We start from the raw sequence: 26,033 nt of genomic DNA, 5'->3' as shown, positions 1-26,033 counted from the left end.
TCAGGACGGGAAGTATGCCGGGAGAGATCGTGCCCGCCGGGACGCACTCCGGCGGCGGCCCGCAGCAGTCCGGGATGCGGGCCTCCCATGCCGACCGGGACCGGGTGGCCGAGCTGCTGCGGATCGCTGCGGGCGACGGCCGGCTGACCCCGGACGAGCTGGACGAGCGCCTGGAGGCCGCCCTGTCGGCGCGGACGCTCGGCGAACTGGCCGGGCTGACGGCCGACTTGCCGCCGGTGTCGATCTCCGCCGACGGGGTGGTGGCGGAGGTCAAGGACGTCCTGCGGATCGACCAGCGGTGGAGCGCGGTCAGGCGGGAGGGGCGCTGGGTGGTGCCGCGACGGCTGGAGCTCTTCGTGGAGTGGTGCGACGTGACGCTCGACTTCACCCAGGCGGTGATCACCCAGGACACCCTGCGGATCGACCTGGACATGGAGGGCAAGACCCTGACGCTGATCACCGGGCCCGGCGTCGTGGTCGATTCCGACGCCCTGGCACTGGAGTTCAGCAGGGTCAGGAACGACCGGGCGCCGGACTCCGGCGGGCCGGTCGCCCTGCGCGTGGAGCTGGTCGGCCGGAAGCGCCACGGCCGGATCGTCGTGCGGCAGCCGCGGCGGACGGCCGGCCAGTGGCTGCTGCGCAAGCCCGTGGCGCTGCCTCCCGGCGGCTGACGGGCCGCCGCGGCTGCCGCGGGTTCGTGTCGTGCGCCGCAACCGTCGAGGTCCGACCGGTTCTGCCCTACCCTTCCTCCATGCTCTCTGTGGTGGTGGCCCCCTGGATGGGCGACTCGAAGCCGGTGTTCCTCCACAACCCGGACGAACTGCACGACGCCGCGAGCACGATGAAGGTCGCCGTGCTCGCCGCGCTCTGCCGCGGCGGCGTCAGTCTCGACGCCGAGGTCCCCGTGGTGAACCGCTTCGAGTCCGTCGTGGGCGGGGAGTTCGGCAACGACCCGGACCGGGACAGCGACCCGCTGCCCTGGGAACTGCTCGGCACCCACGTCCCGCTCCGGCTGCTCGCCGAGCGGATGATCACCCACTCCTCCAACCTCGCCACCAACATCTGCCTGGCCCGCACCACCCAGCAGGCCGTCGCCGACGTGTGGCGCCGCGCCGGAGCCACGCACAGCGCCACCCCGCGCGGGATCGAGGACTACGCGGCGCGCGCCCGGGGCGTGCACAACCGGGTGAGCGCCCGCGACCTGGTCCGGCTGCTGCGCTCGCTCGCCGACGAGCCCGAACTCCTCGGCCTCCTCGAATGCAACGAGTTCCGGGTGGACCTGGCCGCCGGGCTCCCCTCCAACACCCGGATCGCCTTCAAGAACGGCTGGATCCCCGGCACCCGGCTCGGCGTGGGCCTCGTCCAGGCGGCCGACTGCCCGCCCTACCTGATCGCCGTCTGCTACACCGGCCCGCTCGCCGACGGCACGGACCGCACCGACCCGGCGGCCCGCCTGCTCGCCCGCATCTCCAAGGCGGTGTGGGACCGCCGGGACCAGATCAGCCGGCCGGTGCCCTCGGCCCGCCCGGCGCCGCTCCGTTCGGCGGGTTGATCCCTACGAGCCCGTGGTGGCCGGCGCGTGACGCTGCGGAGGATCCGCTGACGGACGGCCCGGACGCGCTCCGGGCCGTCCCGCTCGGGGCGTGCGCCGGGGAACCGGCTCCGATCGCACACGCATGACGGCCCGTCCGTTGCGGTATCGGATTGAAGGGTCCTGCTCAACGGCTGCGCGAGGGTTCGGGGGTGGTCGGCGTGTCGTCCCGGCTACGGATGTTCGCCCGGTGGATCACGGCGGTCGCGCTCGCGGCGGCGTACGCGGCCCTGCACCTGCTGGTCAACGTGGGCGTGGGCCAGCAGGTGCGCGCGAGCAGGGCGGGGGCGCTGTGGTGCGGGGCGGTCGCCCTGGCACTGCTCGGGCCCGCCCTGTGGCTGCGGCACCGCCGACGGGCGGGGGTCGCCGAGATCGTCGCGCTCGTCGACCGCTACGGCACCCGGCGGCCGCGATGCCGGCGGGCCGTCCTGGCCGCCAACACCGCCGGGTGCGTGCTGGCCGGGGGCGGCGCGCTCGCCGTCGCCGTGTCGGAGCGCAGCGCCGCGCTCCCGCCGGAGGCGTCGCTCCTGCTGCTGGCGGGCGGCGTCGCGGCGGCGGGGGCCGGCCTCCTGGTCCTGCGCAGCACCCGTCCGTACGCGGCTCGCGGGGCGGCCCAGGCCCTGCTCCGGGACGGTCGCAGACCCGTGCTCTACCTGCGCAGCTTCGACGACGACGAGGCGGCCGCCCGGGTGGACGACAGGGCGAGGAGCGACCTCCGCGCGCGGGAGGTGCAGTTCGCCGCCGCGCTGGGCGCCGTCGGTCCCGTGATCGCGGTGGGGCGGCCGGGGGAGACCCTTCCGCTCCTGGGCGCGGCCCGGTTCTACCTGCCGCTCGACGACTGGCAGGGCACCGTGCGGCGGTTGATGGACCTGTCCCAGCTGATCGTGCTGCGGCTGGGGCCGGGGGAAGGGCTGCGGTGGGAGATCGGGGAGGCCCGGGCCACGCAGCCGCCGGCGAAGCTGATCCTGCTGGCCCCGCGCGGCTTTCCGGAGCTGGCCGGCCAGGTGAACGCGAGCCTCCCCACCCCGCTGCTGCCCAGGGAGATGGTCGTGGGCGGGCACTGGGTCGGAGCCGTCATCGCCTTCGACGCCCACTGGACCCCCCGGGTGTTCCCGGTGAAGGAGCGCAGGGGGCGGACGGCGTGGACGGCCCGGTCGAGCGGCTCCTCCCTGCGGACGCCCACCGTGCACCTGGTCCGCACCATCCACACGGCGCTGGCCGCGACCGGGAGGCGGCAGCGGGCGATGGCCTGGAGGGCGCAACTCGCCACCAGGAAGGCCGACCTGGTGATGGCGGGGCTGGCCCTCGCGCTGGTCCTGCCGGGGTGGCTCGGGTACCGGATCCTGCAGTTGGCCGGTCGCTGAACCGCCCCGCCGCCGCCCGCCCCGCCGCCGCCCGCCCCGCCGCCGCCCGCCCCGCCGCCGCCCGGCCCGGCGGCGCGCCGAAACGCGCCGCCGGGCCCGGGGCCGCAGCCGGGCGGAGGGGTCGAGGCCGCAGCCGTCAGTACGGCTGGACCAGGACGTGCGCCGCGCCCGGGATGCCGACCTTGAGGAGCTCGTCCTCCTCCGGCGTGGTCGGCGTGCCCGTCTCCTGCTTGAGGACGGCCCGCGACAGGGCCTGGACCCACATGGCGCGGGGGCGGCGGCGCTCCTCCCAGGCGGCGAGGGCGGCCGGCACCGTGTCGGCCGCGTCCAGGCTCTGGGCGAGCACGAGCGCGTCCTCGACGGCCATCGCGGCGCCCTGGGCGAGGTGCGGGGTGGAGGCGTGGGCGGCGTCGCCGGCCAGGACGATCCGGCCGACGTGCCAGGGCTCCTCGACGGTGACCTGGGAGATCCGCGAGTGGACCACGGCGGCCGGGTCGGTGATCAGCGCCAGCGCCTCGGCGATCGGCCCGCCGAAGCCGGCCAGCCGCTCGCGCAGCTGCTCGTGGGCGCGCTCCGGGTCCGGACGGAAGTCCTCGGCCTCGGCGAAGACCGAGCCCAGGTACATCTGCTCGGTGCTGATCGGGGTGAGCAGGGCCTTGGCGCTGAGGTTGCCGGAGGACATCACCACGCCCTGAACCTCGGGCGAACGCGGCAGCGTGACACGCCAGTTGGCGAAGCCGGTGTACTCGGGGACGTACTTCTCGCCGTACAGGTGGCGGCGCAGCGGCGAGCCGATGCCGTCGAAGCCGACGACCAGGTCGTAGCGGCCGACGTGCCCGTCGGTGAGGGCGACCTCGACGCCGTGGGCGTCCTCGTGCAGGGTGCCGATGGTGGTGCCGAAGCGGACCGTCACGCCCGCCCCGGCGGCGGCGTCGGCCAGGACGCGGGCCAGCGCGGGGCGCGGGATGCCGTTGTTGGAGGGCACGTCGCCCATCCGGGGCTGCGGGATCTTCGCGAGGGTGGCGCCGGCCGGGTCGCAGATGGTCAGCACCTCCCACGGGAAGCCGACGGACAGGCAGTCCTCCAGGACGCCGATCTCGCGCATCACGTGCAGGGCGTTGGACGGCTGGATGATGCCGACGCCGAGGGCCTCCAGCTGCTCGCGCAGCTCGGCGACGTCGACCTGGTGGCCGCGCTGGGCGAGGGCGGTGGCGAGGGTGAGGCCGCCGATGCCGCCACCGTTGACGAGGACGCGCAGGGGTCTGGTCATGAGGGACGCTCCGAAGGGAAGTTCGCAGGAGTGCGGGGGCTCGGCCGGAGCCGGCCGGCCGCATGAGGGTTCGGCCGGGACCGGTTCAGCCGGCGCGCGTGGCGGCGAGGTCCATCAGGTGGTCGACCAGGGCGAGCAGCAGGTCCCGGCCGAAGGCGCGCTCGCGCACGTCCCCGAGCAGCATCGGCACCTGCGGGTCGAGGTCGAGCGCGGCCCGGATCTCGTCGGGGGTGCGGGTGTTGGTGTTGTGGAAGCAGTTGATCGCGACCACGAACGGGATGCCCCGGCTCTCGAAGAAGTCGATGGAGGCGAAGCTGGTCTCCAGCCGGCGGGTGTCGGCGATGACGATCCCGCCGAGGGCGCCGTTGACCAGGTCGTTCCACATGAACCAGAAGCGTTCCTGGCCGGGCGTGCCGAACAGGTAGACGACCAGCTCGGGGCTGACCGTGATCCGCCCGAAGTCGAGCGCGACGGTGGTGGTGGTCTTCTGGTCGACGCCGGCCAGGTCGTCGATGCCGACGCTGGCCCGGGTCAGGTACTCCTCGGTGCGCAGCGGGGTGACCTCGCTGACCGAGCCGACCAGGGTGGTCTTGCCCACGCCGAAGCCGCCCGCGATCAGGATCTTGACGGCGGCCGGGGCGGCGGGGGCGTCGATGGCGGAGTGGGGTGTTGCCATGTTCAGAGTCTCCGGAGTCCTTCGCGTACGGCCGTGAGCAGGCCGAGGTCCACGCCCCCGGCGGCCCGGGCCACCGAGAGCGGTGCCCGGGCCTTCAGCAGGCCCTGGGAGACCAGGTCGCCCAGCAGGATCTTGGTGACCGAGACCGGGAGGTCCAGGCCCGCCGACACCTCGGCGACGGCGATGGGACGCCGGCAGCGTTCGAGGATCAGCCGGTGTTCGGGCTGCAGGCCGCGAGCACCGGCGCGGCTGCCCCGCGCCAGGGCCGCGTCGGCCTCCGCCTCGACCGTGGTGAGCACGGTGATGAGGGTGAGGTCGTCGCGCTCGGGCGCGGTCCGGCCGCGGGTGATCGTGTACGGGCGCACCATGCTGCCCGTCTCTTCCTCCGCGTCGTCCTCCTCCAGCTCGCTCCAGTGCGGCACCGCGCCGCGCCGCCGGCCGTCGTCCCCGCCGGACTGCGGGCCGGCCTGCCGGCCGTCGTCGAGGCCGTCCCCCCAGGCGTCGTTCCCGTACGGTTCCACCCGGGTCAGCCCCGGTTCCGGGAGGCGAAGGCGTCGAAGGACGCCGGGGCGGCGGGGGCGCCCTCGCCGCGGACCGGGGTGGTGAGCTTCTGGCCGACCTGCTGCACCAGGGTGTGCATCGCGACGGACATCACCTCGGCGTCCACCTCCTGGGAGGCGACCACGGCCAGGTGGGTGCCCTGGGCGGCGGCGATGACGAACAGCCAGCACTCGGCGAGCTCGACGATCACCTGGTGCACCGGGCCGCCGTCGAACAGCGCCCCGACCCCGCGGGCCAGGCTCTGCTGGCCGGTGGCGACGGCGGCCAGCCGCTCGGCGTCGGCCCGCTCGATGGTGCGGGAGTGGCTGACCACGAGACCGTCGTCGGAGAGCAGGACGGCGTTCCTGGTCCCGGGCACCGAGTCGACGAGTCCGTCCAGCAGCCAGTCCAGGTCCTGGTGGGTGGCGATCGTGCGGTTCATGACTGGTCATCCGTTCGTGTGGTTCGGGTGTCCGCGGCCGGAAGGGCCCAGGGGGACGGGGCGGGCGCGGGAGCCGGGTGGCCGGCGGGTGCGGGGGAGGGGGCCGGCGGGGCGGCGGGCAGCGGGTGCTCGCCGCTGTCCTGGGCCCGGGCGGCGCGGGACTGGCGCTGGAAGGCGCCGATCGCCGCACCCGAGCGCCGCACCGGGCAGTCGGTGCGCTCGACCGGGCCCGCGGGCGGGGTGGCGGGCCCGGCGGCGGGCCGCTCGACCCACGGCGACCGCTCCGGCGGGGGCACCCGCAGCTCGGCCGCCAGGCTGGCCTGCCGGACGCGCTGCGGCAGTGGGGCCTGGCCGCCCTCGGCCGGGCTGAACGGCACCGAGGTCCGGTACTCGCGGCGCTGCCGGCGCTCGGCCAGCCGGTAGTGGTCGGCCGGGCGGTACTGCTCGTCGGCGTACGGGGCCTCGGCCTCGGTGACCCGGGCGTAGGCGATGTCCGGGTAGGCCGGGACGTCCAGGGCGGGTGCCGGGTCGGCCGGGGAGCTGTGCTCGATCGGCTGCTCCAGCGGGACCGGCGGCCCGGACTCGTAGGGCTGCCCGGACTCGTACGGCTGGTAGGGCTGCTCCTGCGGGAAGGGCTGTTCGGGCTGGTAGGGCTGCTCCTGCGGGAACGGCTGCCCGTGCGGGAACGGCTGTCCCTGCGGGAACGGCGCCTCCGGCAGCGGGATCTCGTGGACGGTGGCTTCCGGCTCGGCCTCGGCGGTCGTCCCGGCGGTCGTTTCCGCGCCCGTCTCGACACTCGCCCCGATGTCCGCCCCGACGCCCGTCGAGGACAGCGGCAGCGGCAGCGGTACCGGAGCGGCCTGCGGGACGAAGCCGCCCTGGCCGAAGGAGTCCAGGCCGAAGGAGTCCACCGGCGCGACCGGCGGACCGGCCGACACCGGGGCGGGCGTCTCGTCGGAGGCCGAGCGCACGGCCCGGCGCGAGCGGCGCACCAGCGGGATGGGCTCGGTGGCCGTACCGCCGGCGCCGTCCGGCAGCCCGGTGTCGCCCTCGATGACCAGCTCGTCCGGGACGAGCACGACCGCCCGGGTGCCGCCGAAGGCGGACGGGCGGAACTCGATCCTCAGCCCGTGCAGGGCGGCCAGCCGGGAGACCACGTGGAAGCCGAGGCGGATGTCGTCGGCCCGGGCCAGCACGTCGGTGCGCGGCGGGCGGCTCATCAGCTCGTTGGCGGCGTCGTACTGCTCCGGGTCCATGCCCAGGCCCCGGTCCTCGATCTCGATCGCGAGCCCGCGGCCGACCACGGCGGCGCGCACCTCGACCGGCGTGGGCGGCTTGGAGAAGGTGGTGGCGTTCTCCATCAGCTCGGCGAGCACGTGCGCCACCGGGCCGACGGCCCGTTCGGACAGCCACGGGTCGCCCTCGATGTCGATCGAGATCCGGCGGTAGTCCTGCACCTCGCCCTGTGCGGCGCGCAGCACGTCCAGCAGCGGGACGGGCTTGCGCCAGCGCCGCTGCGGCTGGCCGCCGGCCATGATGACGAGGTTCTCCTCGTACCGGCGCAGGCGGGCGGTGAGGTGGTCGAGGTCGAAGAGGCCCTCCAGGACCTCCGGGTCGTCGTGCTTGCGCTCCAGTTCGTCCAGCTTGCGCAGCTGGCGGCCGATCAGCAGCTGGGTGCGGCGGGCGATGCGCTGGAGCAGCCGCTCGAAGCCGCGGTGCTGCTCGGCCTGGCCGACGGCGGACTCCAGGGCGGCGGAGCGGGCCAGGTTGAGCGCCTGGCCGAGCCGGGCCAGCTCGTCGGTGCCGTTGCCGTGCGGGCCGGCGGTGATGGTGCGGGTCTCGGCCTCGACGTCCACCTGCTCGCCGCGGCCGAGGCGCTCGACCACCTCGGGCAGGGTGCGCTGCATCTCCTCGGCCTGGGTGTGCAGGTCCTTGATGCGGCGGCGCAGGGAGCGGCTCAGGCGCCAGGAGGCGATGACGACCGCGACGACCGTGATCAGGCCGATGACGGTGGTGAGCACGACCCGGGTGAGCATGCCGATGATGGCGCTCTTGGCGACCTCGATGATGCCGTTGGTGCGGTCCTCGATGGCCTTGACCAGTGGCGGGTTGAGCCCGTCGAGGGCCTGGCGCCACTGGTCCTGGGTGGCCGGGAGCCTGACGGTGCCGGCGGCGTCGGCGGCGGTGGGCTTGAGCAGGGCCTGCTCGACGGCGGTCTTGGCCTGCCAGGACGGGCTGTTGACCAGGTCGTGCCAGGCCGGTGCTTCGGTGTCCGGGATGTACGGCAGGACCTGGACGTTGAGCAGGTGGTCCTGCGCGCCGATCAGCTGCTGGACCTGCTGGTAGTCGGTGGCGGACAGCCGTCCGGTGGGCCAGCCGCGGGCCAGGACGGCGTCCTCGCGGGAGATCATCTCCTTGGCCCAGAAGGAGTTGACCAGGGTCTTGGACAGCCAGGTGACCTCGCCGGTGTCGACCCGGCTGAGCGCGGTGAACAGCCGCAGGTCGACGCTGATCAGGTCGGTGTAGTAGGCGAAGACGCTCTGCTGGTCGGTGGTGGCGCGGTCGACGGCGGCACGCTGTTCGGCCAGCTTGCCCATGGCCTGGCGGGCCTCGGCGACGGCGGAGCGGACCTCGGCGGGGGCGTTGTCGGCGGTTGCCCCGGAGAGGGTCTGGAACTGCCGGACCGCGTCGTCGGTCAGCTGGCGCTGGCGGCGCAGCTGGTCGGCGTTGGAGCCGGGCCGGGCGAGCGCCTCGGCGCTGAGTCGGCGCTCCTCCTGGAGGTTGTAGTAGACGATGTTGGACGGTTGGCCGGCCTTCTGCGCGATGGTGGCCTGGTCGGCCAGTCGCTGGAAGTCGGCGATGGTCTCACCGCTGGTCACGGCCCAGAGGGCGACCAGGGCGATGCTGGGGACGACGGCCAGGACGAGCAGCGCCGTCCGCAGGGACAGGCGTGGACGCCTGCGGGGGCCCTTCGGCGTCGGGGGCCGCCGATTCGCACGCGCGCGCAGAGCTGACTCCTTGGGACTGGCGGCCGGCCGGTGAGGGGCGGGCCGTCCGGGCACGGTTTTTTGACGAAGCGATACTAGTCATACCGTGTGATTGGAGTGAAAAACCGTTCGCTGCCTGGGCCGTACTTGCACACGCGGTGAACACAAGGTCACTCGACCGTCGACGGTGCGTATGCGGAGGGGGCGGTTCCGGGCCTGCTCGACACAGTGTCGGCGCGGCGCCCGGCCGGCGGGTGGCCGGGGTGTGAAAACTGTGTGACGCCCCGTCGTGCGGCCCCCGGGCGCCCCGTCAGTGCGTCAGCAGACGGGAGCGGGTGGCCTCCAGCTCCGCCGCCAGCACCCGCCCGGCCGCCTCCGGATCGCCGTCGTGCAGGGCCCGGACGAGGTCCGCGTGGGCGTCGTAGCCGTGGTCCGGATCCTCCGCGCGCAGGCCGAACAGGCCGACCAGGGCGACCAGCTGCTCGCGCAGGACCGGGGCGAACTGGGCGAACAGGTCGTCCAGGACGGGATTGTGCGCGGCGGCCACCACGGCCGTGTGCAGCGCGATGTCGGCGTCCACGAAGGCGGCGTCGTCCGCCCCGCCCGCCGCCCGGCGGGCCGCCAGCGCGGCGTCGAGCGCGGCGAGGTCCGCCCCGGTGCGGCGGTCGGCCGCCAGCCGGGCCGCCTGCACCTCGACCACCGTCCGCACCTCGTAGACGTGCGCCAGCTCCGCGCGGCGCAGCCGGGCGGCCCAGTCCCCGGTGGGCCGGTCGGCGGTGACGTACACCCCGGAGCCCTGGCGGCTGCGCACCATCCCGGCCGCCGCGAGGGTGCGCAGCGCCTCCCGGACGGTCGAGCGGCCGACGCCCAGCTCCTCGGCGAGCGCCACCTCGCCCGGCAGCTTCCCGCCCACCGGCCACTGCCCGGCCCGGATCTGCTCCTCCAGCCGGGCGGCGGCCTGTTCGGCGAGGGGGGAGGGGCGGAGCGCGGCCATCGGGTTCACCTGTCAGGTTGTCTGAGGACTTCGGTCGTGGTTACTCTACCCGGCATGCAGCCGTGGACGCTCCCTCCGGGGGGCCTTCTTCTTGGTGGCCGCAGCGGGGCGTGACCGGACCGGCACCCCGCTGCGGCGCGCCGTCCTGCCGGTCTCCGGTGTCCGCCCCGAGCGAGGAACCCCGTCATGCGACCGCCCGTACGCTTCCCCACCCTGCACGCCCCCGCCGGGCCCGTCCCGGCCGCCGCCCCCGCCTGGAACCCCCAGCGCGGCGGCACCATGCCCTCCCACCGCTACCGCCCCGCCCACGAGCGGGTGCACGTGCCCGCCCTGCTGCGCCGCTGGCCCGGCCGTCGCATCGAGCGGGCCCCGCTGTGGGTGCCCGTCGACCTGCGCGACGGCAACCAGGCACTGGCCGAGCCGATGGACCCGGCGCGCAAGCAGCGGATGTTCGACCTGTTCCTGGCCATGGGCTTCAAGGAGATCGAGGTCGGCTACCCGTCCGCCAGCCGCACCGACTTCGACTTCGTCCGCCAACTGGCCACCACCCCCGGAGCCGTGCCCGAGGACGTCACCGTCGTGGTCTTCACGGCGGCCCGGGCCGACCTGGTCGAGCGCACCTTCGAAGCCGTCGCGGGCCTGCCCCGGGTGGTCGTCCACCTCTACACCGCCACCGCGCCGCAGTGGCGGGAGGTCGTCCTCGGCAAGGAGCGCGCCGGGCTCCGGGCGCTGATCACCTCGGCCGCGACGCTGATGGCCAGGCTGGGGGAGGGCCGGGACGGCCTGCGGTTCCAGTTCTCGCCCGAAGTGTTCAACCTGACCGAGCCGGACTACGCGCTGGAGGTGTGCAACGGGCTCACCCGGCTCTGGGACGCCTCGCCCGAGCGGCCGGTGATCCACAACCTGCCGGCCACCGTCGAGATCGCCACCCCCAACGTGTACGCCGACCAGATCGAGTACATGGACCGCCACCTGGAACGGCGCGAGGCGGTGATCCTCTCCGTCCACCCGCACAACGACCGCGGCACCGGCGTCGCCTGCGCGGAACTCGCCGTCCTCGCCGGCGCCCAGCGGGTCGAGGGCTGCCTGTTCGGCAACGGCGAGCGGACCGGCAACGTCGACCTCGTCACCCTGGCGCTCAACCTGCACACCCAGGGTGTCGACCCGATGCTGGACCTCTCCGACATCGACGCGATCCGGCGCACCGTCGAGCACTGCAACCGGCTGCCCGTCCACGAGCGGCACCCCTACGCGGGCGACCTGGTGCACACCGCCTTCTCCGGCACCCACCAGGACGCCATCCGCAAGGGCTTCGCCCGGCACGCCGAGACCGCCGCCGCGCTGGGCGTCCCGCAGCGGGAGGCGCCCTGGTCGGTGCCGTACCTGCCGATCGACCCGGCCGACCTGGGGCGGGACTACGAGGCGGTGATCCGGGTCAACAGCCAGTCGGGCAAGGGCGGGATCGCCCACCTGCTGCAGGCCGCGGAAGGGCTGGAACTGCCCCGGCGGCTGCAGATCGACTTCGCCCGGGTGGTGCAGGAGGCCACCGACGACAGCGGACGGGAGATGACGGCGGAGGAGCTGTACGGGCTGTTCCGGGCCGAGTACCTGGACGCGGGGGCCGGCCGGCGGTGGCGGGTCGGGGACGACTGGGCCGAGGTCGACGGCCGCCGGGGCACCGGCGCCGGGCCGTTGGACGCGGTGGCCGACGCCGTGGGGGCGGAGATCCTCTCCTTCGGCGAGCACGCGGTGGGCTCCGGGCGGGACGCCGTCGCCTATGTGGAGGCGCGGGTCGGCGGGCCGGACGGCGGGGTCGTGTGGGGCGTCGGGCGGGACGCCTCGGTGCTCACCGCGGGCGTACGGGCGGTGCTGAGCGCCGACTCGCGCCGCTCGGCGCGGAAGGCATGATGGACCGATGACCTCCTCACTCCCCACACGCAGTCAGGCCGTCGCCGAGGCACTGGCGGTGGCCGGCGTCCCCGGCGAGATCCGCGTCCTGCCCGACTCCGCCCGCACCGCCGCCGAGGCCGCCGCCGCGCTGGGCTGCGAGGTCGGCGCCATCGCGAACAGCCTGGTGTTCATTTGTGACGGCGCGCCACTGCTGGTGATGACCAGCGGCGCCCACCGGGTCGACACCGCCCACCTGGCACGGCAGTTGGGCACCGGCCCGATCGAACGCGCCACCGCCGCCCAGGTCCGCGAGGCCACCGGCCAGGCCATCGGCGGCGTCGCCCCGACCGGCCACCCGGCGCCGCTGCGCACCGTGGTCGACACGGCGCTCGACGCGTACGAGGTGCTCTGGGCCGCCGCCGGACACCCGCACACCGTCGTCCCGATGACGTACCGGGAGTTGCTGAACGTGACGGGCGGGACGCCATCCACAGTGGTCGTCGAACAGACGCAGGATCCGACAACCGGACAATCCGATCGGCTCTGAAGCTGCGCATACGGTCAGTGGGCGGATACTGGAGAGGTGGGGCGAATCGATCCGGGCGTCGCCGACAGGCCGCCGGAAGGGTTCGACCACCGGTAACGGCCTCCAGCTCCCCGCTTTCGCGCCGTCGGTGCGGTCGTGGGCGCGCGGAGGGCCGACACGACGAGAGAGAGAAGCCGTGATGAGTTACTTCGGTCGTGGAGGAGACAGGGACCGTGGTTACGGTCGTGACCGTGGGGACCGGGACCGGGGCCGGGGCCGTGGTCGTGACCGCGACCGCCGTGGACGCCGTCGTTTCGGTTTTTGGTGACGGTGCTTACGGCTAGGGCTGCGCACAGCAGTTCCGACTAGCGTCACCCCGAGGGGCCGACGGTGTCACCGCCGGCCCCTCGCCCTGGGGTCGGCGCCGCCTCCGTACGGAGGGCGACGCGTCCCCACCCCGGTACGACGGCTCCGCATCCCGGAACCTCGTTTCCGGATCCCGGAACGATGTCTCCGAGAGCAACGGGTCGTGTCCATGCGCGATGTGACGCCCCCGGGTGACCGGGCGGCCGACAAGGCCGATGCGGTCAGCGAGGCCGGCGGGGCCAACAGGGCCGACGAGGCCGAGTACCAGGGACCGGTGGCGGAACCGCCGGTCATTCCGCTGCGGGAGCTGATCCGCCGGTTCTGGCCGTGGGTGCGCCCCGACGCGCGCTGGCTCCCGGTGAGTGCGGCCCTGCTCGTCGTCGGCGCCTTCGGCGAGGTCGTCTCGGTCTGGCTGTTCAAGGACCTCATCGACGACGTCCTCGTCCCCCGGCACTTCGCCGACTTCTGGCCGCTCGCCGCCCTGATGCTCGGTGCGGCCGTCGCCGCCGGGCTGTTCACCTTCGCCGGCGCCTACACCAGCACCAGGACCGCCGAGCGCTACATGCTGCGGCTGCGCACCGACACCCTCGCCCACCTGCACACCCTGCCCCCCGACACGCTGGAGAGCCGCTGGCGCGGCGACCTGGTGGCGCGGCTCACCTTCGACATCGCCGAGATCGAGCAGATGGTGGCCACCGGGCTGGTCGAGGGCGCGGTGGCCGTCGTCAGCCTGCTGCTGTTCACCGGCGCCGCGTTCTACCTGAGCTGGCAGCTCACCCTGGCCGCGCTGCTGGCCGCCCCGCTGTTCGTCCTCTCCAGCAGCCTGTTCGGACGTGTCATCCGGCGCCGGGAGCGACGGGTCCAGCGCCGCGCGGGAGGGGTCACCGCGCTGCTGGAGGAATCCCTGCGCAACGCCGTGGTCACCCGGACCTGCGGCCAGGAGAGCCGCGAGGTCGAACGGGTCCACCGGGAGGGCCGGGCGCTGCTCGACGCCGAACTCGCCGCCGCCCGGGTCGCCGATCTCTACCAGCCCTTCCTCAGCGTGCTGCAGCTGCTCGCCGGTCTGGCCGTGGTGGGTGTCGGGGCCCTGCAGGTCATCCACGGACAGCTCAGCCTCGGCGGCCTGCTCGCCTTCGCCGCCTTCATGGCGCAGCTGTTCGAGCCCGTCCAGCAGCTCGCCGCTCTCATTCCGCTGGCCGGCGCGGCCTGCGCCTCGGGCGAACGCGTCCTGGAGCTGCACGAGATCCGCAGCCCGGTGCAGGAACGCCCCGCGGCCCGGGACACCGGCCCGGTCCGGGGCCGGATCACCCTCCGGGGCGTCCGTGCCGCCTACCCCGGTGCCGGCGGCGCCCCGGGGCCGCCCGTCCTGGCCGACGTGGACCTCGACCTGCGCCCCGGCGAGGCCCTGGCCGTCCTGGGGCCCAGCGGCAGCGGCAAGTCGACCCTCGCCAAGCTCCTGGTCCGCTTCCTCGACCCGCAGGCCGGCACCGTCCGCCTGGACGGGCGGGACCTGCGCGACCTCACCCTCGCCTCACTGCGCCGAGCGGTCACGCTGCTGCCCCAGGAGGCCCCGCTGTTCCACGCGAGCATCGCCGACAACATCGCCTACGGCCGACCGGACGCCCCGGCCGCCGACGTCGAACGCGCCGCCCGCATCGCCGGGGCCCACGGCTTCGTCACGGCGCTCCCGGAGGGCTACCGCACGGTGATCGGCGCCGACGGATTCCAGCTCTCCGGCGGTCAGAGCCGGCGCGTCGCCATCGCCCGGGCCTTCCTGCGCGACACCCCCGTCGTGATCCTGGACGAACCCACCAGTGGCCTGGACCCGCACACCGTCGAGCAGCTCGTCCCCGCGCTGCGCCGCCTGATGGCCGGGCGCACCACCGTCCTGATCACCCACGACCCGGCCCTGCTGCCGCTGGCCGACCGGGTGCTCGACCTCGGCGCGCCGGATGCCGCCCGCGACGGCGCCGGGAGGGCGGCCCGCCCCCGTCCCGGTCCGGCCGCCGCGCTCCGGGGCCGGGAGCCGCGGGAGCGCTGAGCCCCGGGGGCCGGGGGCGCGTCGCCCGGCCGGGGGATACTGGCGCCATGCTGTTGACGTGGATCGCCGAGCTGGCGGACGAGCCGCTGGCGCTGGAGCCGGACGACCACCCGGTGGAGTGGGAGACCAACACCTGGTGGCTGACCGCCGAGGTCGAGGACCGGCGGGCGCTGAGCGTCCCGGAGGTGGTGGCCGCCTTCGAGCGGACCGCCGCCCTGCTCCGGGACCGGGTCCGGGCACTGGGCCACGACGGGCCGGCCACGTTCTACGTCTGGCACGACGACCAGGCCGGGCAGCTGCGCTGCTCGACCGGCTCGGTCGGCCCGGACGACCTGCCGTTCGGCGGCGCGTACGAACCGGTGGCGGACCTCGGGCCGATCGTCGCGGACTACCTCGCCGACGCGGAGCCCGGCGTCACCAGGATCACGGACGAGGACGAGGACGAGGCGGAGGGGGAGGAAGCGGTCATCCCGCCGTTCCCCGTCTGGGTCCGTGCCGTCGGGCCCGGCAAGGAACCAGGAGACCGGCCCTACACGCCGAGGTAGTGCAGGACGGCCAGGATGCGGCGGTTGTGGTCCGTGGTGCGGGGCAGGTCCAGCTTGTCGAAGACGGCGTTGAGGTTCTTCTCCACCGCGCTCAGCGAGACGTGCAGCCGCTGCGCGATGGCGGCGTTGGTCCAGCCCTCGGCGAGCGCCTCCAGGACGCTGCGCTCCCGCGGGGTGAGCCGGGCCAGCGGGTCGGTGCGCGTGGTGTGCACCACCAGCCGGCGGACCACCTCCGGGTCGATCACCGTGCCGCCCGCCGCGACCCGCACCAGGGCGTCCAGGAACTCCTCGACCTCGGCCACCCGGTCCTTCAGCAGATAGCCGACCCGCTCCGCGCCGGCGTCCAACAGCCGGGCCGCGTAACCGCGTTCGATGTGCTGGGAGAGCACCAGGACCCCGACCCGCGGCCACCGCTCGCGGATCTCCACCGCCGCCCGCAGCCCCTCGTCGGTGTGGGTCGGCGGCATCCGGATGTCCACCACCACGACGTCCGGCGGCTGCTCCGCCACCGCCGCGGTCAGCGCCGTCGCGTCGCCCACCGCAGCCAGCACCTCGTGCCCCTCCTCGGCGAGCAGGCGGACCAGGCCCTCCCGCAGCAGGGTCGAGTCCTCGGCGAGGGTCACGCGCATGGCAGCTCCGCGGTGATGACGGTCGGGCCCCCGGCGGGGCTGTGGACGTGGAGGGTACCGTCCAGCGCGGCCACCCGCCCGCGCAGGCCGGTCAGGCCGCTGCCGGCAGGATCCGCGCCGCCCGCGCCGTCGTCCTCCACCCGCACCGTGAGCAGGCCGGCGGCCCGCTCGACCCGGGCCGAGACCGCCGAGGCGGCGGAGTGCTTGGCGGCGTTGGTGACGCACTCCGACACCACGAAGTAGGCCGCGGTCCGCACGGGTTCGGGGAGCGGGCCGGCCACCTCGTAGCGCAGCCGCAGCGGAATGGCGCACCGCTCGGCCACCCCGCCCAGCGCCTCCTCCAGCCCCAGGGTGTCCAGCGCCGACGGGTACGCCCGCCAGGCCACCTCGCGCAGCTCGGTCAGCACCTCCCGCGCCTCCCGGTGCGCCTGGCGCAGCAGCGCCTCCGTCCGCTCCGGGCCCTGGTGGCGGTCCAGGCCGCGCCGCACCCGGCCGAGCAGCATCGCCAGCGCCACCACCCGCTGCTGCACGCCGTCGTGCAGATCCCGCTCGATCCGGCGCCGCTCGGTGTCCACCGCCCGCACCACCGCGGCCCGGCTGTCCGCGAGTTCGGCGATCCGGCGGCGCAGCAGCTCGGCCTCGGACGGCCCGAAGCACTCCCGGGCGGTCCGGGCGTCCAGCGCGGCCAGCGAGAACAGGCCCTGTACGGCCAGGAAGAGCAGCACCCCGCCGAGCAGCACCTGGGTCGCCAGCTCCTCCCAGCCCAGCGAGCCGCGCAGCACCCCGCCGACCAGCAGCACGGCCAGCGCCAGCCCGAAGACCAGCAGCCCCAGCACCACCCCGGCGACCAGCCCGCCACCGCTGCGCACCACCAGGTAGCGCAGCAGCCTGCGGTCGTCCGCCCGGTAGTGGCGGGGGAAGCGGTCGCCGAAGAACGCCCTGCGCCGGGCCCGCTCCAGGGCGGCCAGCCGGCGCACCCCGGACAGCAGGCCCGGCGCGGCGTACGGGCGGGTGCGCGGCCAGAGCAGGAACGGTCCGAGGACGGCGCCGGCCAGCAGCAGGTACAGCGCGGCGAGGGCGGCGCTCGGGCAGCCGAGCAGAACTCCGGCGGCGCGGCGCGGCCATGACGTGGTGTCTGCTCCATCCCCCTGCACGGGGTTCGAGCTTACGGGGCCGGTAGGGCCGGTGGGGCCGGCGGGGCCGATGTGGCCGGTGTGTGCGGCGCCGTCCGGGGCGGGGTGCGCGGGGCCGGCCCGGTCCGCCGTGTCGCCCGGGCCCGGGTCGCCCGGGCCAGGGTCGCCGGCCGGGGCGGTCACCGGGTGCGGCGGTGCTGGGCGGCGCTCTCGCCGCGGCGGCCGCGGACGCGCATCACGACGTACCCGGCCACGGCCAGCACGACCACGACCAGGACCGCCTTGGAGAGCAGCCCGACGTACGTCTCCACCACGTCCCAGCGGTCCCCCAGCAGGAAGCCGGCCATCACCAGCACGCTGTTCCACACCAGGCTGCCGATCGTGGTCAGCATGACGAACGCGGGCAGCGGCATCCGTTCGACCCCGGCCGGCACCGAGATCAGGCTGCGGAAGATCGGCACCATCCGGCCCAGCAGCACCGCCTTCGTCCCGTGCCGGGCGAACCAGGCCTCGGTGCGCTCCAGATCGGAGGCCTTGACCAGGGGCAGCCGGGCCCAGATCGCGTGCATCCGCTCCCGGCCGAACAGGGCGCCCAGCCAGTAGAGGACGACGGCCCCGGCGACCGAACCGAGGGTGGTCCAGGTCAGCGCGGACGCGAGGCTGATCACGCCCTGCCCGGCGGCGAAGCCCGTCAGCGGCAGGATCACCTCGCTGGGCAGCGGCGGGAAGAGGTTCTCCAGCGCGATCGCCAGGCCGGCCCCGGGGCCGCCCATGGTGTCGACCAGGTCGGCCGCCCAGCCGGCGAACCCGTCGGCGGGCTGCTGGGCGATGGCGAGGACGGTGTGCGGCATGCGGGGCTCCAAAGTGATCGGGGGACTGCTCGTCCCCGGCTGGCTCCACGCTAGAAACCGCAGGTCAGTGGCGGTATGAGGGTTTCCGGCGAACCTCCTGCGGTTTCCCGCAGCACGCCACCCCGCGGTTTCCCGCAGGGCCGCGGATACCGGGTGGCGACGGCCGCGGTCGTCTTGTCAGGATGTCGCCATGAACGACGCCTTCACCCTGGCCTGGCGGTACACCACCGGGCTCGTCCACCCCGAGGACCTGCCGATGGCCGCCGCCGACCTGCTGGCGGCGGGGGTCGGTGCGCAGTCGGCCGCGCTGTGCGACCTGGCGGGGCGTCGGGGCCGCGGCGAGCGCTCGGCCGAGCTCGGCGGGCTGCTGCGGCAGGCGATGGCCGAGCTCGGCCTGCCGGTGCCGGACGACGACTTCGTCGGGCGCTGCCTGCTGCACCGCACGGCGGCCCGGCTGATGTCGGAGGAGATCACGTCGGGGGACGCCGTCAGCGAGCTCTGGCGGGCGAGCGGCGGGGCCGCGAACGCGGCGGAACAGCGGTTCGTGGCGCTGGCCGACCAGGTCTGCTGCCCGGACTGCGTCGGCGACCGGGCGTCAGGGGCGCGGCAGGACTGGGAGCGGGAGCTGCGGGCGGCGGCCGTCGAGGTGGCGTCGGCCGCCGACCACGGGTTCACCGTCTCCTGGTACCGGGACTGACCACCCCGCCGGGAGCCCGGGGGCGGCTCAGTGGCCCGGCCTGGCAGGTTGGCCGCCGGCTCAGCGGCCCAGCGCCGCCACGGTCTCCCGGGTCAGCTCCCGCGCCCGGGCGACCGTGGCCGTCAGCTCGGCCGCCGATCCGCCGGGCGCGGCGAGCAGGCCGCGCGCCGTCGAGCCGAAGTCCGCCGGAGTGTCCGGCAGTTGCTCCGCCACGGCCAGGGCGCCCTTCTCGTTGAGGCACCAGCGGCGGTGGTGGGCGTGGAGGGCCTGGACCAGGATGCCGACGGCGCGCGACAGACAGAGCGAGACGTGCAGGGCATCGGCGTGGGCGGCGCTCTTCGCGGCGGTGTCGAGCAGGAAGTCGGCCTCCCAGGTGGCCGCGGTGAGGGCGTCGCGCAGCGGCTCCGGATAGTCGGCGGCCTGCTCCTTGAGTCGCGTCAACTCCCCGGTGGGGTCGGCCAGCGGCAGTCCGAGGGCGACCTCGCCCGGGTAGCAGGGCGACCAGAAGCCGAGCGGGTGGCCGGCCTGCGTTCCCACCTCGAAGCGGCCCCGGCGGCAGTCCGCCCACACCCGCCCGACCCGGTCGAGGTCCCGCAGGATCCAGTCCACGGCGACACCCTCGACCCGCAGCCACGCCCCGCCGTTCACCCACGGGCCCCAGCCGCCCGGCTCGGCCACCTCGACCTCCGGCCCGGCGAGCGCCCGCAGCGCGTCGAGGTCGGGGGCGCCCCGGTAGTACACCCCGAGGTCCCAGTCCGACTCCGGCCGTTCCTCGCCACGGGCCCGGCTCCCGCCGAGCATCACCCCCACCACACCGGGCACACGGGCGAGTTGAGAGGCCATGTTCTCGATGACGGTGCGCATGGGGAGAGTCTGCCAGGCGCTTCGGCGCCCGCCCGGGGAATTTGCGGCGCCCGCCCGGCGCGTCGTGGCGGGTCGGTGTCGCGGAGGTGTCCGGAGGTGTCGCGGCGGTGTCCGGAGGCGTACCCACTCCTCGCCACTCTCAACTTATAGCGCACGGGGGGCCTTGCCACAAGGCCCCGGTGCTGCCGCAGAATCACCGGCTCAAGGACGCAATCCGAGGGAACGGGGAGTCACGACGTGCGAGTGGTGTTGTCGACGTACGGGTCGCGCGGGGACGTCGAGCCGATGGCCGCGCTGGCGCTGCGGCTGCGGGAACTGGGCGCCGAGGCGCGGGTGTGCGCGCCGCCGGACGAGGAGTTCGCGGCCCGGCTCGCCCAGGCCGGGGTCGAACTGGTGCCGGTAGGGCAGTCGGTGCGTTCGCTGGTCAGCGGGCCGCCCCCGGCACCCTCGGAACTCCCCGAGCGCGCGGCCCGGTTGGTCGAGCAGTTCCACGCGGCGGTGCTCGGGGCGGCCGAGCCGGGCGGTGCGGTCGTGGCCACCGGCCTGTTCCCGGCGGTGGCCGGAGCCCAGGCGGCGGCCGAGCGGTTGGGCGCCCGCTTCACCTGCGTCGCCCTCCAGCCGACCATGCTGCCCTCCCCGCACCACCGGCCGTTCGAGTACCCGATGCTGCCGTACCCGCCGGAGGCGACCGACCCCCGGGAGCTGTGGGAGCTCAACATCGGGACGATGAACGCGCTGTTCGGCGCGGCGGTCAACACCCACCGGGCGGCCGTCGGACTCCCCGTGGCCGACAACGTCCGGGACCACGTCCTCACCGGACGGCCGTGGCTGGCCACCGACCCGCTGCTCGACCCGTGGCCGGGCCCGGGCCGGGACGCGGCCGGCGCGGCCTGGCCCGAGGCGGTGCAGACCGGCGCGTGGATCCTGCCGGACGAACGCCCGCTGCCCGCCGACCTGTCGGCCTTCCTGGCGGCCGGCGAGCCGCCGGTGTACGTCGGCTTCGGCAGCATGCCGCTGCGCGACCCGGTGGGCGCGGCCCGGGTCGCCGTGGAGGCGGTCCGGGCGCAGGGCCGGCGGGTGCTGCTCGGCCGCGGCTGGGCCCGACTGGCCGAGGTGGACGGGGCCGAGGACTGCTTCGCGGTCGGCGAGGTCAACCAGCAGGCGCTGTTCCCGGAGCTCGCGGCCGTCGTCCACCACGGCGGCGCGGGCACCACCACCACGGCCGCCCGGGCCGGCGTACCGCAGGTGCTGGTCCCGCAGATCGTGGACCAGCCCTACTGGGCCTCGAGGGTGGCGGAGCTGGGCATCGGCGTCGCCCACGACGGCCCGACCCCGACCGCCGGATCCCTCACCGCGGCCCTCCGCCACGCCCTCGCCCCCGCCACCCGTGAGCGCGCCGCCGCCGTCGCCGCCGGCATCCGCACGGACGGTGCGACGGTGGCCGCGAAGCTGCTGCTCGGCTGAGGGTGGGCGAGGAGTGGGAAGTCGGCCCGGCCGACTTCCCACTCCCGCCGTCCGCCTCAGGAGGGAGGCTCCGTCAGGTACCGGGCTCCGGCGTCCGGGAGCGTGTTGCCGTCCTTGTCGAAGAACTGCCAGGACTTCGCCCGCATCGTCCCCGGGCGGGCCACCACCATCGCGCGGACGGGGGAGTCGGCCACGGTGACGAACGCCGGCTCGGTGGTGCTGCCGTCCGCCCAGGTCACCACCACCCGGCCGACGTCCGGACCGAGGGAGAGCAGCACCACGTCGAGCGGGGCCACGGTGTCGCCCTTGCCCCGGTGGCCGACCAGGCCGCCGCCGAAAGCGGTCCGGCTGCGCGGGTCGACCTTGCCCGGGGCCGCCTGGGTGCCCTCGGAGTCGTGGGACTGCCGCACCCCGTCCACCGTGAAGTAGACGTTGGTGACGTCGGAGTCCGGCTGCCAGTACTGCCGGACGTACTCCGGCGTCGGCTCGGGGACCGCCGGGTCGTACCGGCTGCGCTCCTCCCACACCGCCGTCGCCTGCTCGAACGCCTGCCACTGCGGAGCCTGCGGCCACAGTGCCTCCCACAGCTGCCACTGCTTGCCGTCCGGGGTCAGGCCCTGGCCCAGCAGCACCCGGACCGGGGCGAGCGGGTTCCGAAAGGCCGGGGCGGTCCCGTCCGGCGGGATGGGGGAGCCCCACCCGGGAGTGCGCTCCGGCGTGGGGCCGGGCATCGGGGAGAGCGCGGCGCCGACGCCCGCGGCACCGATCCCTCGGGCGGGCGCCCCGCCCGGGCGCAGCTGCGCCAGCGCACCCCCGGTCAGGGCCACCACCGAGGCCAGCACCGCCGCGCCGACCACCGTACGGCGGCGGTGCCGCAGCCGGCGGCCGCCCGCCACGATGTCCGCCACCGGCGCCGGGCCGATCCTCGCGCCGGCCGCGGCCTCGGCGAGGCCGAACCCCACCCACAGGTCCTCGCCGTCGTCCGCGCCCGTACCCACCCCGTCCGGCTCCCCGTTCATGCCACTCCTCCGATCCGTGTCGTGTCCTTGAGTTCCACCAGCGCCGAGACCTGCCGCAGCCGTGCGATGCCCTTCGCCGCGTGGCTGCGCACCGCACCCACCGAGCAGCCCATGGCCGCCGCCGTCCGGCTGTCGCTCAGGTCCTCCCAGTGCCGCAGCACCACCGCCTCGCGCTGGCGCGGTGGCAGGGTGGCCAGCGCGGCCAGCAGGGCCCCGCGCTGGTCGGAGCGCGCGAAGCCGTCCTCCGCCCCCGCCGTGTCCGGCACCGCGTCCACCAGCAGCTCCGGCGCCCGGCGGCGCCAGCGCCGGGCGTGCTGGTTGACCAGGATCCGCCGCACGTAGGCGTACGGATCGTCGGCCCGGCGCACCTTCGACCAGGCCGCGCAGGCCTTCTCGGCGGCGGACTGCACCAGGTCCTCGGCCGCGTACTGCTCGCCGGCCAGCAGGTACGCCGTCCGTACCAGGCGCGGCCAGGCCGCGACGATGAACGCCTGGAACCCGTCGTCCCGATCGCTCTTCGCTTCTCCCATGAGCACCTCCGATCACCTCCTTCACCCGTCCAGAGCCCCGGGGAGGCCGGAAGCGCTTACCGGGTGGGTGCGGCGGCTTCAAACCGCTTGGGGAACGGCGGCAAGGGCACTACTATCCGCCGGATGATCATTTCTCATGACGTAGCAGGCAGTGGGCCCGCCGTGGTGCTGCTGCACTCCTCGGTGTGCGACCGGCGGATGTGGGACGCGCAGTGGCAGCCGCTGATCGACGCCGGGTACCGGGTGGTCCGCTGCGACTTCCGCGGCTTCGGCGACACGCCGCTCGCGGACGGCCCGTACAGCGACACCGGGGACGTCCTGGCCCTGCTCGACCACCTGGGCATCGAGGCCGCCGCCCTGGTCGGCGCCTCCCACGGCGGCCGGATCGCCCTGACGGCGGCCGCGCTGCGCCCCGAGGCGGTCACCAGGCTGGCCCTGCTCTGCGCGGGCATCCCCGGGCACCGGCCCAGCGACACCCTGCGCGCCTTCGGCGGCCGGGAGGACGAGCTGATCGAGGCCGGGGAGATCGACGCGGCCGTCGAGCTGAACGTCGAGTCCTGGCTCGGCCCGGAGGCCGACGAGCAGACGCGCGCGCACGTCCGCCGGATGCAGCGTCACGCCTTCGACGTCCAGATGGAGGCGACGTTCGGCCCCGACCGCGAGGACGTCGACCTCGGCCGGATCACCGCCCCCACCCTGGCCGTGGCCGGCGCCCACGACTTCCAGGACTTCCGCGACATCGCCGCCACCCTCCCCACCCTCCTCCCCGACGCCCGCCACCAGGAACTCCCCTGGGCCGGCCACCTCCCCAGCCTGGAGCGCCCGGCCGAAACCACCGCCCTCCTCCTCGCCTTCCTCGGCGAGTCCGCCCCGGCCGCGCGGTAGCGCTCACGGGCACCGGAATCCCGGTGCGGCGAGCCAGGAGCGGAACGTCGGCCCGCCCGGCCTCCGGTGCCCTCCGGTGCCCTCCGGTGCCTTTCGGCGTCCTCCGGTGCCTCGGCGCCCTCCGGCGCCCTCCGGCGCCTTTCGGCGCCCTCCGGTGCCTTTCGGCGCCGCCGCACCGGCCGGGCCCGCTGGGGCGGCCTCCCGCCCCGGCCGCCGGTGGCGGTCCGCTCCGGCGGCAACGCGGAAAAGCCGGGACTCGAACGTGTGTCGGGAGCCATGATGGCGGGGTGCACTTCACCTCGGAATCCAGCGCGGACGGCGTGACGCAGCGCCGCTTCACCCTCGACGGCGTGCCCGGGGTGCTCTGGCAGCCGGACGGACCGCCCCCCGGCGGGCGGCCGCTGGTACTGCTGGGGCACGGCGGCGGGCAGCACAAGCTGGTGCCGGGGCTGGTGGACCGGGCCCGCCGGTGCGTGCGGGAGCTCGGGTGCGCGGCGGTGGCGCTGGACGCGCCGGGGCACGGGGAGCGGCCGCGCAGCGCGCAGGACGAGCGGTTCGCCACCGAGATCGGGGAGTTGATCGCCGCGGGGCGGCCGATCAGCGCGTGGGTGGCGCGGCACACGGCTGCCCTCGCTGAGCGGGCGGTGCCGGAATGGGTGGCCGTGCTGGACGCGCTGGGCAGGCGGGCGGAGGGCCTCGGGCCGGTGGGGTACTGGGGGCTGTCGCTGGGGAGCGCGATCGGCATCCCGCTGGCGGCGGCCGAACCCCGGGTCGCCGTCGCGGTGTTCGGGCTGACAGGGCACCCGTCGCAGACGGAGGCGGCGGAGCGGGTCGGGGTGCCGGTGGAGTTCCTCCTCCAGTGGGACGACGAACTGGTCCTGCGCGAGGGGGCGCTGGCCCTGTTCGGCGCGCTGGGTTCGCGGGAGAAGACGCTGCACGCCAACCCCGGGGGCCATTTGGAGCTGCCGGAGCTTCAACTGCTCTCCTCCGAGCGGTTCCTGGCGCGGCATCTGGGCCGGGTGGAGTGAGCGCGGACCCCGGCGGCGCCGATGCCAACCGTCGGTAAAACTTCGCAAAGGATTTCTCCCTGCAACGAACGCGACCCGCACTGACTTCAACAGATTGTTGCAGCTCAGTGGCCCGATGGTCACCCTTCGTGGATTTGGCATAACACCCCGTGCCCCCTGGACTTCGCAAACCGTAGGAGTACGGTTCCGGAGGAATCGCCGGGGCCGACTTTCAGGCAGGCCGGCCGTACCGGAAAATTGGTGCGCAGCATGAATGGGCAACAGGGTGGGGAGAGCGCCTCGGTGGCGACTCGTCCGATATCCGGCAGGTGGTTCGCGGAAGTGCTGCGCGGCGTCGCGCAGGTCGATTTCATGCCGTCCGTCGTCTGCGGACTCTTCTTCGTGGCCGCACTGTTCGCCGCCGACTGGCGGTACGGCCTCTACGGGCTGCTGGGCAGTGCCGTCTCCACCGCCGCCGCGTACGGGCTCGGGCTCGACCGGGAGGCCGTCGGGGCGGGGCTGCACGGGTACAACGGGTGCCTGGTGGCGCTGGGGTGCGCCGTCCTCCTGGGCGCCGGGCACCCCGCGACGGTCGCGGTGGCGGTCCTCGGGGCCGCCGTCGCCGTGGTGGTCACGGCGGGACTCGGGGCGCTGCTCGCCACCTGGCGGCTGCCCGCGTTGACCGCGCCGTTCTGCCTGGTCGCGACCGCCGTCACGGCGGCCGCCCCCGGCCTCCGGCGGCTGTGGCACGGGACGGGAGCGCCCGCCGCCCTGCCCGTTCCGGCGGAGGGGCCGACCGGGCTGAGCTGGGACCAGCTCTGGCACGGGTTCTTCGCGAACATCGGTCAGATCTTCCTCGTGCCGCAGTGGTACGCCGGCCTGCTGTTCCTGGCCGGGCTGTTCGCGGCGAGCCGGCTCGCGGGCCTGATGGCCTGCGCGGGAAGCGCCACCGGGCTGCTCGCGGCCTGGGCGTTCGGCGCCCCCGGCGAGGCCGTCGGGCAGGGTCTGCTCGGGTACAGCGGGGTGCTGGTCGCCCTCGCGCTGTGCGGGGTGTTCCTGGCGCCCGACGCCTGGAGCGCGGCCTACGCCCTGCTCGGTGCGGCCGGCGCGACGGTGCTGACCCCGGCGCTCGGCGCGGTCTCCGCGCCCTTCGGCGGCCATGCCTTCACCTGGCCGTTCGTGCTGACCACGATGCTGTTCCTGGCGGCCGTGCCGGCCGTCCCGCGCCTGCGCCGGGTCTGATTCCGCGCCCGACGTCCCCGCAATCCCCTCACTTTCCCCACTTTCCCCGCCGCTCTCGTTCTCCTGTTTCCCTCTCTTCTCTCTCTTCTCGTCGCTTTTTTGAACCTCGGCAGGTCGATTGCCGCGAGCACTCCCTGCCATTCATCGGATTCCCGGAAAGGAAGAGTGATACCCGTGAATCTCTCGCCGCGTGAGATGGACAAGCTGTACATCTACGTCGTCGCCGACCTGGCCCGCAAACGCCGAGACCGCGGCGTCAAGCTGAACTACAGCGAGGCCTGCGCGCTGATCAGCGAGGCGATCATGGAGGGCGCCCGGGACGGCCGGACCGTCGCCGAGTGCATGGAGATCGGCAAGCAGGTCGTCGGCGGCGAGGACGTCATGCCCGGCGTGCGCGAGATGCTCCCGCTGCTCCAGGTCGAGGCGGCGTTCCTGGACGGGACCAAGCTGGTCTCCTGCCACGACCCGGTGGGTGCCTGA

The 26,033-nt window shown here is 74.9% G+C and carries 25 protein-coding genes; 13 read left to right on the top strand and 12 right to left on the bottom strand.

Annotated elements, in window-relative coordinates:
- Window positions 1-14 precede the first annotated feature (14 nt).
- The 3 genes from ACGFSC_RS16000 to ACGFSC_RS15990 all read left to right on the top strand — a co-directional run bounded on the left by ACGFSC_RS16000 (window position 15) and on the right by ACGFSC_RS15990 (window position 2,955).
- Window positions 15-671: a DUF1707 domain-containing protein gene (locus ACGFSC_RS16000; protein ID WP_359913462.1), complete on the top strand. Its 657-nt coding sequence runs from the start codon at window positions 15-17 to the stop codon at window positions 669-671.
- Between the two features lie 80 nt (window positions 672-751).
- Window positions 752-1,552 (top strand): serine hydrolase, encoded by an 801-nt coding sequence (locus tag ACGFSC_RS15995; RefSeq protein ID WP_359913459.1) that lies wholly within the window; start codon window positions 752-754, stop codon window positions 1,550-1,552.
- Between the two features lie 200 nt (window positions 1,553-1,752).
- Window positions 1,753-2,955, top strand: a complete 1,203-nt coding sequence (locus ACGFSC_RS15990) for a transferase (protein WP_359913456.1) — start codon at window positions 1,753-1,755, stop codon at window positions 2,953-2,955.
- Between the two features lie 136 nt (window positions 2,956-3,091).
- Here ACGFSC_RS15990 and ACGFSC_RS15985 read toward each other — a convergent pair whose 3' ends face one another.
- The 6 genes from ACGFSC_RS15985 to ACGFSC_RS15960 form a co-directional block, all read right to left on the bottom strand.
- Window positions 3,092-4,225: an FAD-dependent monooxygenase gene (locus ACGFSC_RS15985; RefSeq protein WP_359914143.1), complete on the bottom strand. Its 1,134-nt coding sequence runs from the start codon at window positions 4,223-4,225 to the stop codon at window positions 3,092-3,094.
- Between the two features lie 85 nt (window positions 4,226-4,310).
- Window positions 4,311-4,901 (bottom strand): ATP/GTP-binding protein, encoded by a 591-nt coding sequence (locus ACGFSC_RS15980; RefSeq protein ID WP_359914140.1) that lies wholly within the window; start codon window positions 4,899-4,901, stop codon window positions 4,311-4,313.
- Window positions 4,902-4,903: 2 nt separating this feature from the next.
- Window positions 4,904-5,422, bottom strand: a complete 519-nt coding sequence (locus ACGFSC_RS15975; RefSeq protein WP_380631060.1) for a DUF742 domain-containing protein — start codon at window positions 5,420-5,422, stop codon at window positions 4,904-4,906.
- Between the two features lie 5 nt (window positions 5,423-5,427).
- Window positions 5,428-5,883 carry a roadblock/LC7 domain-containing protein gene (locus tag ACGFSC_RS15970; RefSeq protein ID WP_359914137.1) on the bottom strand — a complete coding sequence of 152 codons (456 nt, stop codon included), beginning with the start codon at window positions 5,881-5,883 and terminating at the stop codon, window positions 5,428-5,430.
- The gene (locus ACGFSC_RS15965) at window positions 5,880-8,762 is read right to left on the bottom strand and encodes a nitrate- and nitrite sensing domain-containing protein (protein ID WP_359914134.1); all 2,883 of its coding nucleotides are present in this window, start codon (window positions 8,760-8,762) and stop codon (window positions 5,880-5,882) included. Before ACGFSC_RS15965 ends, ACGFSC_RS15970 begins: the two co-directional genes overlap by 4 nt.
- A gap of 418 nt (window positions 8,763-9,180) precedes the next feature.
- Window positions 9,181-9,864: an FCD domain-containing protein gene (locus tag ACGFSC_RS15960; protein WP_359914132.1), complete on the bottom strand. Its 684-nt coding sequence runs from the start codon at window positions 9,862-9,864 to the stop codon at window positions 9,181-9,183.
- Window positions 9,865-10,050: 186 nt separating this feature from the next.
- Here ACGFSC_RS15960 and ACGFSC_RS15955 point away from each other — a divergent pair, with 186 nt between their 5' ends.
- From ACGFSC_RS15955 to ACGFSC_RS15940, 4 genes are all read left to right on the top strand, one after another.
- Entirely contained in the window at window positions 10,051-11,772 is a 1,722-nt protein-coding gene (locus ACGFSC_RS15955) for a 2-isopropylmalate synthase (RefSeq protein WP_359914129.1), read from the top strand.
- Between the two features lie 7 nt (window positions 11,773-11,779).
- Window positions 11,780-12,301: a YbaK/EbsC family protein gene (locus ACGFSC_RS15950; protein WP_359914126.1), complete on the top strand. Its 522-nt coding sequence runs from the start codon at window positions 11,780-11,782 to the stop codon at window positions 12,299-12,301.
- A 514-nt stretch (window positions 12,302-12,815) separates the two neighbouring features.
- Entirely contained in the window at window positions 12,816-14,687 is a 1,872-nt protein-coding gene (locus ACGFSC_RS15945) for an ABC transporter ATP-binding protein (protein WP_359914146.1), read from the top strand.
- Window positions 14,688-14,734: 47 nt separating this feature from the next.
- Window positions 14,735-15,232, top strand: coding sequence for a hypothetical protein (locus ACGFSC_RS15940; protein ID WP_359914124.1), 498 nt, complete (start codon window positions 14,735-14,737; stop codon window positions 15,230-15,232).
- Here ACGFSC_RS15940 and ACGFSC_RS15935 read toward each other — a convergent pair.
- From ACGFSC_RS15935 to ACGFSC_RS15925, 3 genes are all read right to left on the bottom strand, one after another.
- Window positions 15,217-15,861 (bottom strand): response regulator transcription factor, encoded by a 645-nt coding sequence (locus tag ACGFSC_RS15935; protein ID WP_359914121.1) that lies wholly within the window; start codon window positions 15,859-15,861, stop codon window positions 15,217-15,219. The genes ACGFSC_RS15940 and ACGFSC_RS15935 overlap by 16 nt on opposite strands.
- Entirely contained in the window at window positions 15,852-17,015 is a 1,164-nt protein-coding gene (locus ACGFSC_RS15930; protein ID WP_359914118.1) for a histidine kinase, read from the bottom strand. Before ACGFSC_RS15930 ends, ACGFSC_RS15935 begins: the two co-directional genes overlap by 10 nt.
- A gap of 158 nt (window positions 17,016-17,173) precedes the next feature.
- Window positions 17,174-17,845, bottom strand: coding sequence for a DedA family protein (locus ACGFSC_RS15925; protein WP_359914115.1), 672 nt, complete (start codon window positions 17,843-17,845; stop codon window positions 17,174-17,176).
- Window positions 17,846-18,035: 190 nt separating this feature from the next.
- Here ACGFSC_RS15925 and ACGFSC_RS15920 point away from each other — a divergent pair, with 190 nt between their 5' ends.
- The gene (locus ACGFSC_RS15920) at window positions 18,036-18,542 is read left to right on the top strand and encodes a hypothetical protein (RefSeq protein ID WP_359914112.1); all 507 of its coding nucleotides are present in this window, start codon (window positions 18,036-18,038) and stop codon (window positions 18,540-18,542) included.
- A 60-nt stretch (window positions 18,543-18,602) separates the two neighbouring features.
- Here the strand turns inward: ACGFSC_RS15920 and ACGFSC_RS15915 are convergent, their stop codons facing one another.
- Window positions 18,603-19,406 (bottom strand): nucleotidyltransferase domain-containing protein, encoded by an 804-nt coding sequence (locus ACGFSC_RS15915; protein ID WP_359914109.1) that lies wholly within the window; start codon window positions 19,404-19,406, stop codon window positions 18,603-18,605.
- 237 nt (window positions 19,407-19,643) lie between these two features.
- Between ACGFSC_RS15915 and ACGFSC_RS15910 the strand changes: the two genes are divergently transcribed.
- Window positions 19,644-20,870 carry a glycosyltransferase gene (locus ACGFSC_RS15910; protein ID WP_359914106.1) on the top strand — a complete coding sequence of 409 codons (1,227 nt, stop codon included), beginning with the start codon at window positions 19,644-19,646 and terminating at the stop codon, window positions 20,868-20,870.
- A 56-nt stretch (window positions 20,871-20,926) separates the two neighbouring features.
- Here the strand turns inward: ACGFSC_RS15910 and ACGFSC_RS15905 are convergent, their stop codons facing one another.
- Together ACGFSC_RS15905 and ACGFSC_RS15900 are read right to left on the bottom strand one after the other, a co-directional pair.
- A complete protein-coding gene (locus ACGFSC_RS15905) occupies window positions 20,927-21,889 on the bottom strand; it encodes a hypothetical protein (RefSeq protein WP_359904412.1) in 963 nt (320 codons plus the stop codon).
- The gene (locus ACGFSC_RS15900) at window positions 21,886-22,419 is read right to left on the bottom strand and encodes a SigE family RNA polymerase sigma factor (protein ID WP_359904443.1); all 534 of its coding nucleotides are present in this window, start codon (window positions 22,417-22,419) and stop codon (window positions 21,886-21,888) included. The genes ACGFSC_RS15905 and ACGFSC_RS15900 overlap by 4 nt, the downstream gene beginning before the upstream one ends.
- A 123-nt stretch (window positions 22,420-22,542) precedes the next feature.
- Here ACGFSC_RS15900 and ACGFSC_RS15895 point away from each other — a divergent pair, with 123 nt between their 5' ends.
- From ACGFSC_RS15895 to ACGFSC_RS15880, 4 genes are all read left to right on the top strand, one after another.
- Window positions 22,543-23,304, top strand: coding sequence for an alpha/beta fold hydrolase (locus tag ACGFSC_RS15895; RefSeq protein WP_359904409.1), 762 nt, complete (start codon window positions 22,543-22,545; stop codon window positions 23,302-23,304).
- Between the two features lie 287 nt (window positions 23,305-23,591).
- The gene (locus ACGFSC_RS15890) at window positions 23,592-24,332 is read left to right on the top strand and encodes an alpha/beta hydrolase (protein WP_359904406.1); all 741 of its coding nucleotides are present in this window, start codon (window positions 23,592-23,594) and stop codon (window positions 24,330-24,332) included.
- Window positions 24,333-24,614: 282 nt separating this feature from the next.
- A complete protein-coding gene (locus ACGFSC_RS15885; protein ID WP_359904404.1) occupies window positions 24,615-25,553 on the top strand; it encodes an urea transporter in 939 nt (312 codons plus the stop codon).
- Window positions 25,554-25,727: 174 nt separating this feature from the next.
- Window positions 25,728-26,033 carry an urease subunit gamma gene (locus ACGFSC_RS15880; protein WP_188298983.1) on the top strand — a complete coding sequence of 102 codons (306 nt, stop codon included), beginning with the start codon at window positions 25,728-25,730 and terminating at the stop codon, window positions 26,031-26,033.

The organism is Kitasatospora sp. NPDC048715, from assembly GCF_043198905.1.
Classification (GTDB): domain Bacteria; phylum Actinomycetota; class Actinomycetes; order Streptomycetales; family Streptomycetaceae; genus Kitasatospora; species Kitasatospora lactacystinica.
This window is presented reverse-complemented; position numbering and strand designations above follow the sequence as displayed.

Bases quoted from the DNA above. Each gene is read 5' to 3' on its own strand.
- ACGFSC_RS15960 (WP_359914132.1), bottom strand. From the start codon at position 9,864: ATGGCCGCGCTCCGCCCCTCCCCCCTCGCCGAACAGGCCGCCGCCCGG.
- ACGFSC_RS15915 (WP_359914109.1), bottom strand. From the start codon at position 19,406: ATGCGCACCGTCATCGAGAACATGGCCTCTCAACTCGCCCGTGTGCCC.
- ACGFSC_RS15970 (WP_359914137.1), bottom strand. From the start codon at position 5,883: ATGAACCGCACGATCGCCACCCACCAGGACCTGGACTGGCTGCTGGAC.
- ACGFSC_RS15905 (WP_359904412.1), bottom strand. From the start codon at position 21,889: ATGAACGGGGAGCCGGACGGGGTGGGTACGGGCGCGGACGACGGCGAG.
- ACGFSC_RS15925 (WP_359914115.1), bottom strand. From the start codon at position 17,845: ATGCCGCACACCGTCCTCGCCATCGCCCAGCAGCCCGCCGACGGGTTC.
- ACGFSC_RS15995 (WP_359913459.1), top strand. From the start codon at position 752: ATGCTCTCTGTGGTGGTGGCCCCCTGGATGGGCGACTCGAAGCCGGTG.
- ACGFSC_RS15955 (WP_359914129.1), top strand. From the start codon at position 10,051: ATGCGACCGCCCGTACGCTTCCCCACCCTGCACGCCCCCGCCGGGCCC.
- ACGFSC_RS16000 (WP_359913462.1), top strand. From the start codon at position 15: ATGCCGGGAGAGATCGTGCCCGCCGGGACGCACTCCGGCGGCGGCCCG.
- ACGFSC_RS15920 (WP_359914112.1), top strand. From the start codon at position 18,036: ATGAACGACGCCTTCACCCTGGCCTGGCGGTACACCACCGGGCTCGTC.
- ACGFSC_RS15940 (WP_359914124.1), top strand. From the start codon at position 14,735: ATGCTGTTGACGTGGATCGCCGAGCTGGCGGACGAGCCGCTGGCGCTG.
- ACGFSC_RS15985 (WP_359914143.1), bottom strand. From the start codon at position 4,225: ATGACCAGACCCCTGCGCGTCCTCGTCAACGGTGGCGGCATCGGCGGC.
- ACGFSC_RS15980 (WP_359914140.1), bottom strand. From the start codon at position 4,901: ATGGCAACACCCCACTCCGCCATCGACGCCCCCGCCGCCCCGGCCGCC.
- ACGFSC_RS15895 (WP_359904409.1), top strand. From the start codon at position 22,543: ATGATCATTTCTCATGACGTAGCAGGCAGTGGGCCCGCCGTGGTGCTG.
- ACGFSC_RS15900 (WP_359904443.1), bottom strand. From the start codon at position 22,419: ATGGGAGAAGCGAAGAGCGATCGGGACGACGGGTTCCAGGCGTTCATC.
- ACGFSC_RS15945 (WP_359914146.1), top strand. From the start codon at position 12,816: ATGCGCGATGTGACGCCCCCGGGTGACCGGGCGGCCGACAAGGCCGAT.
- ACGFSC_RS15950 (WP_359914126.1), top strand. From the start codon at position 11,780: ATGACCTCCTCACTCCCCACACGCAGTCAGGCCGTCGCCGAGGCACTG.
- ACGFSC_RS15935 (WP_359914121.1), bottom strand. From the start codon at position 15,861: ATGCGCGTGACCCTCGCCGAGGACTCGACCCTGCTGCGGGAGGGCCTG.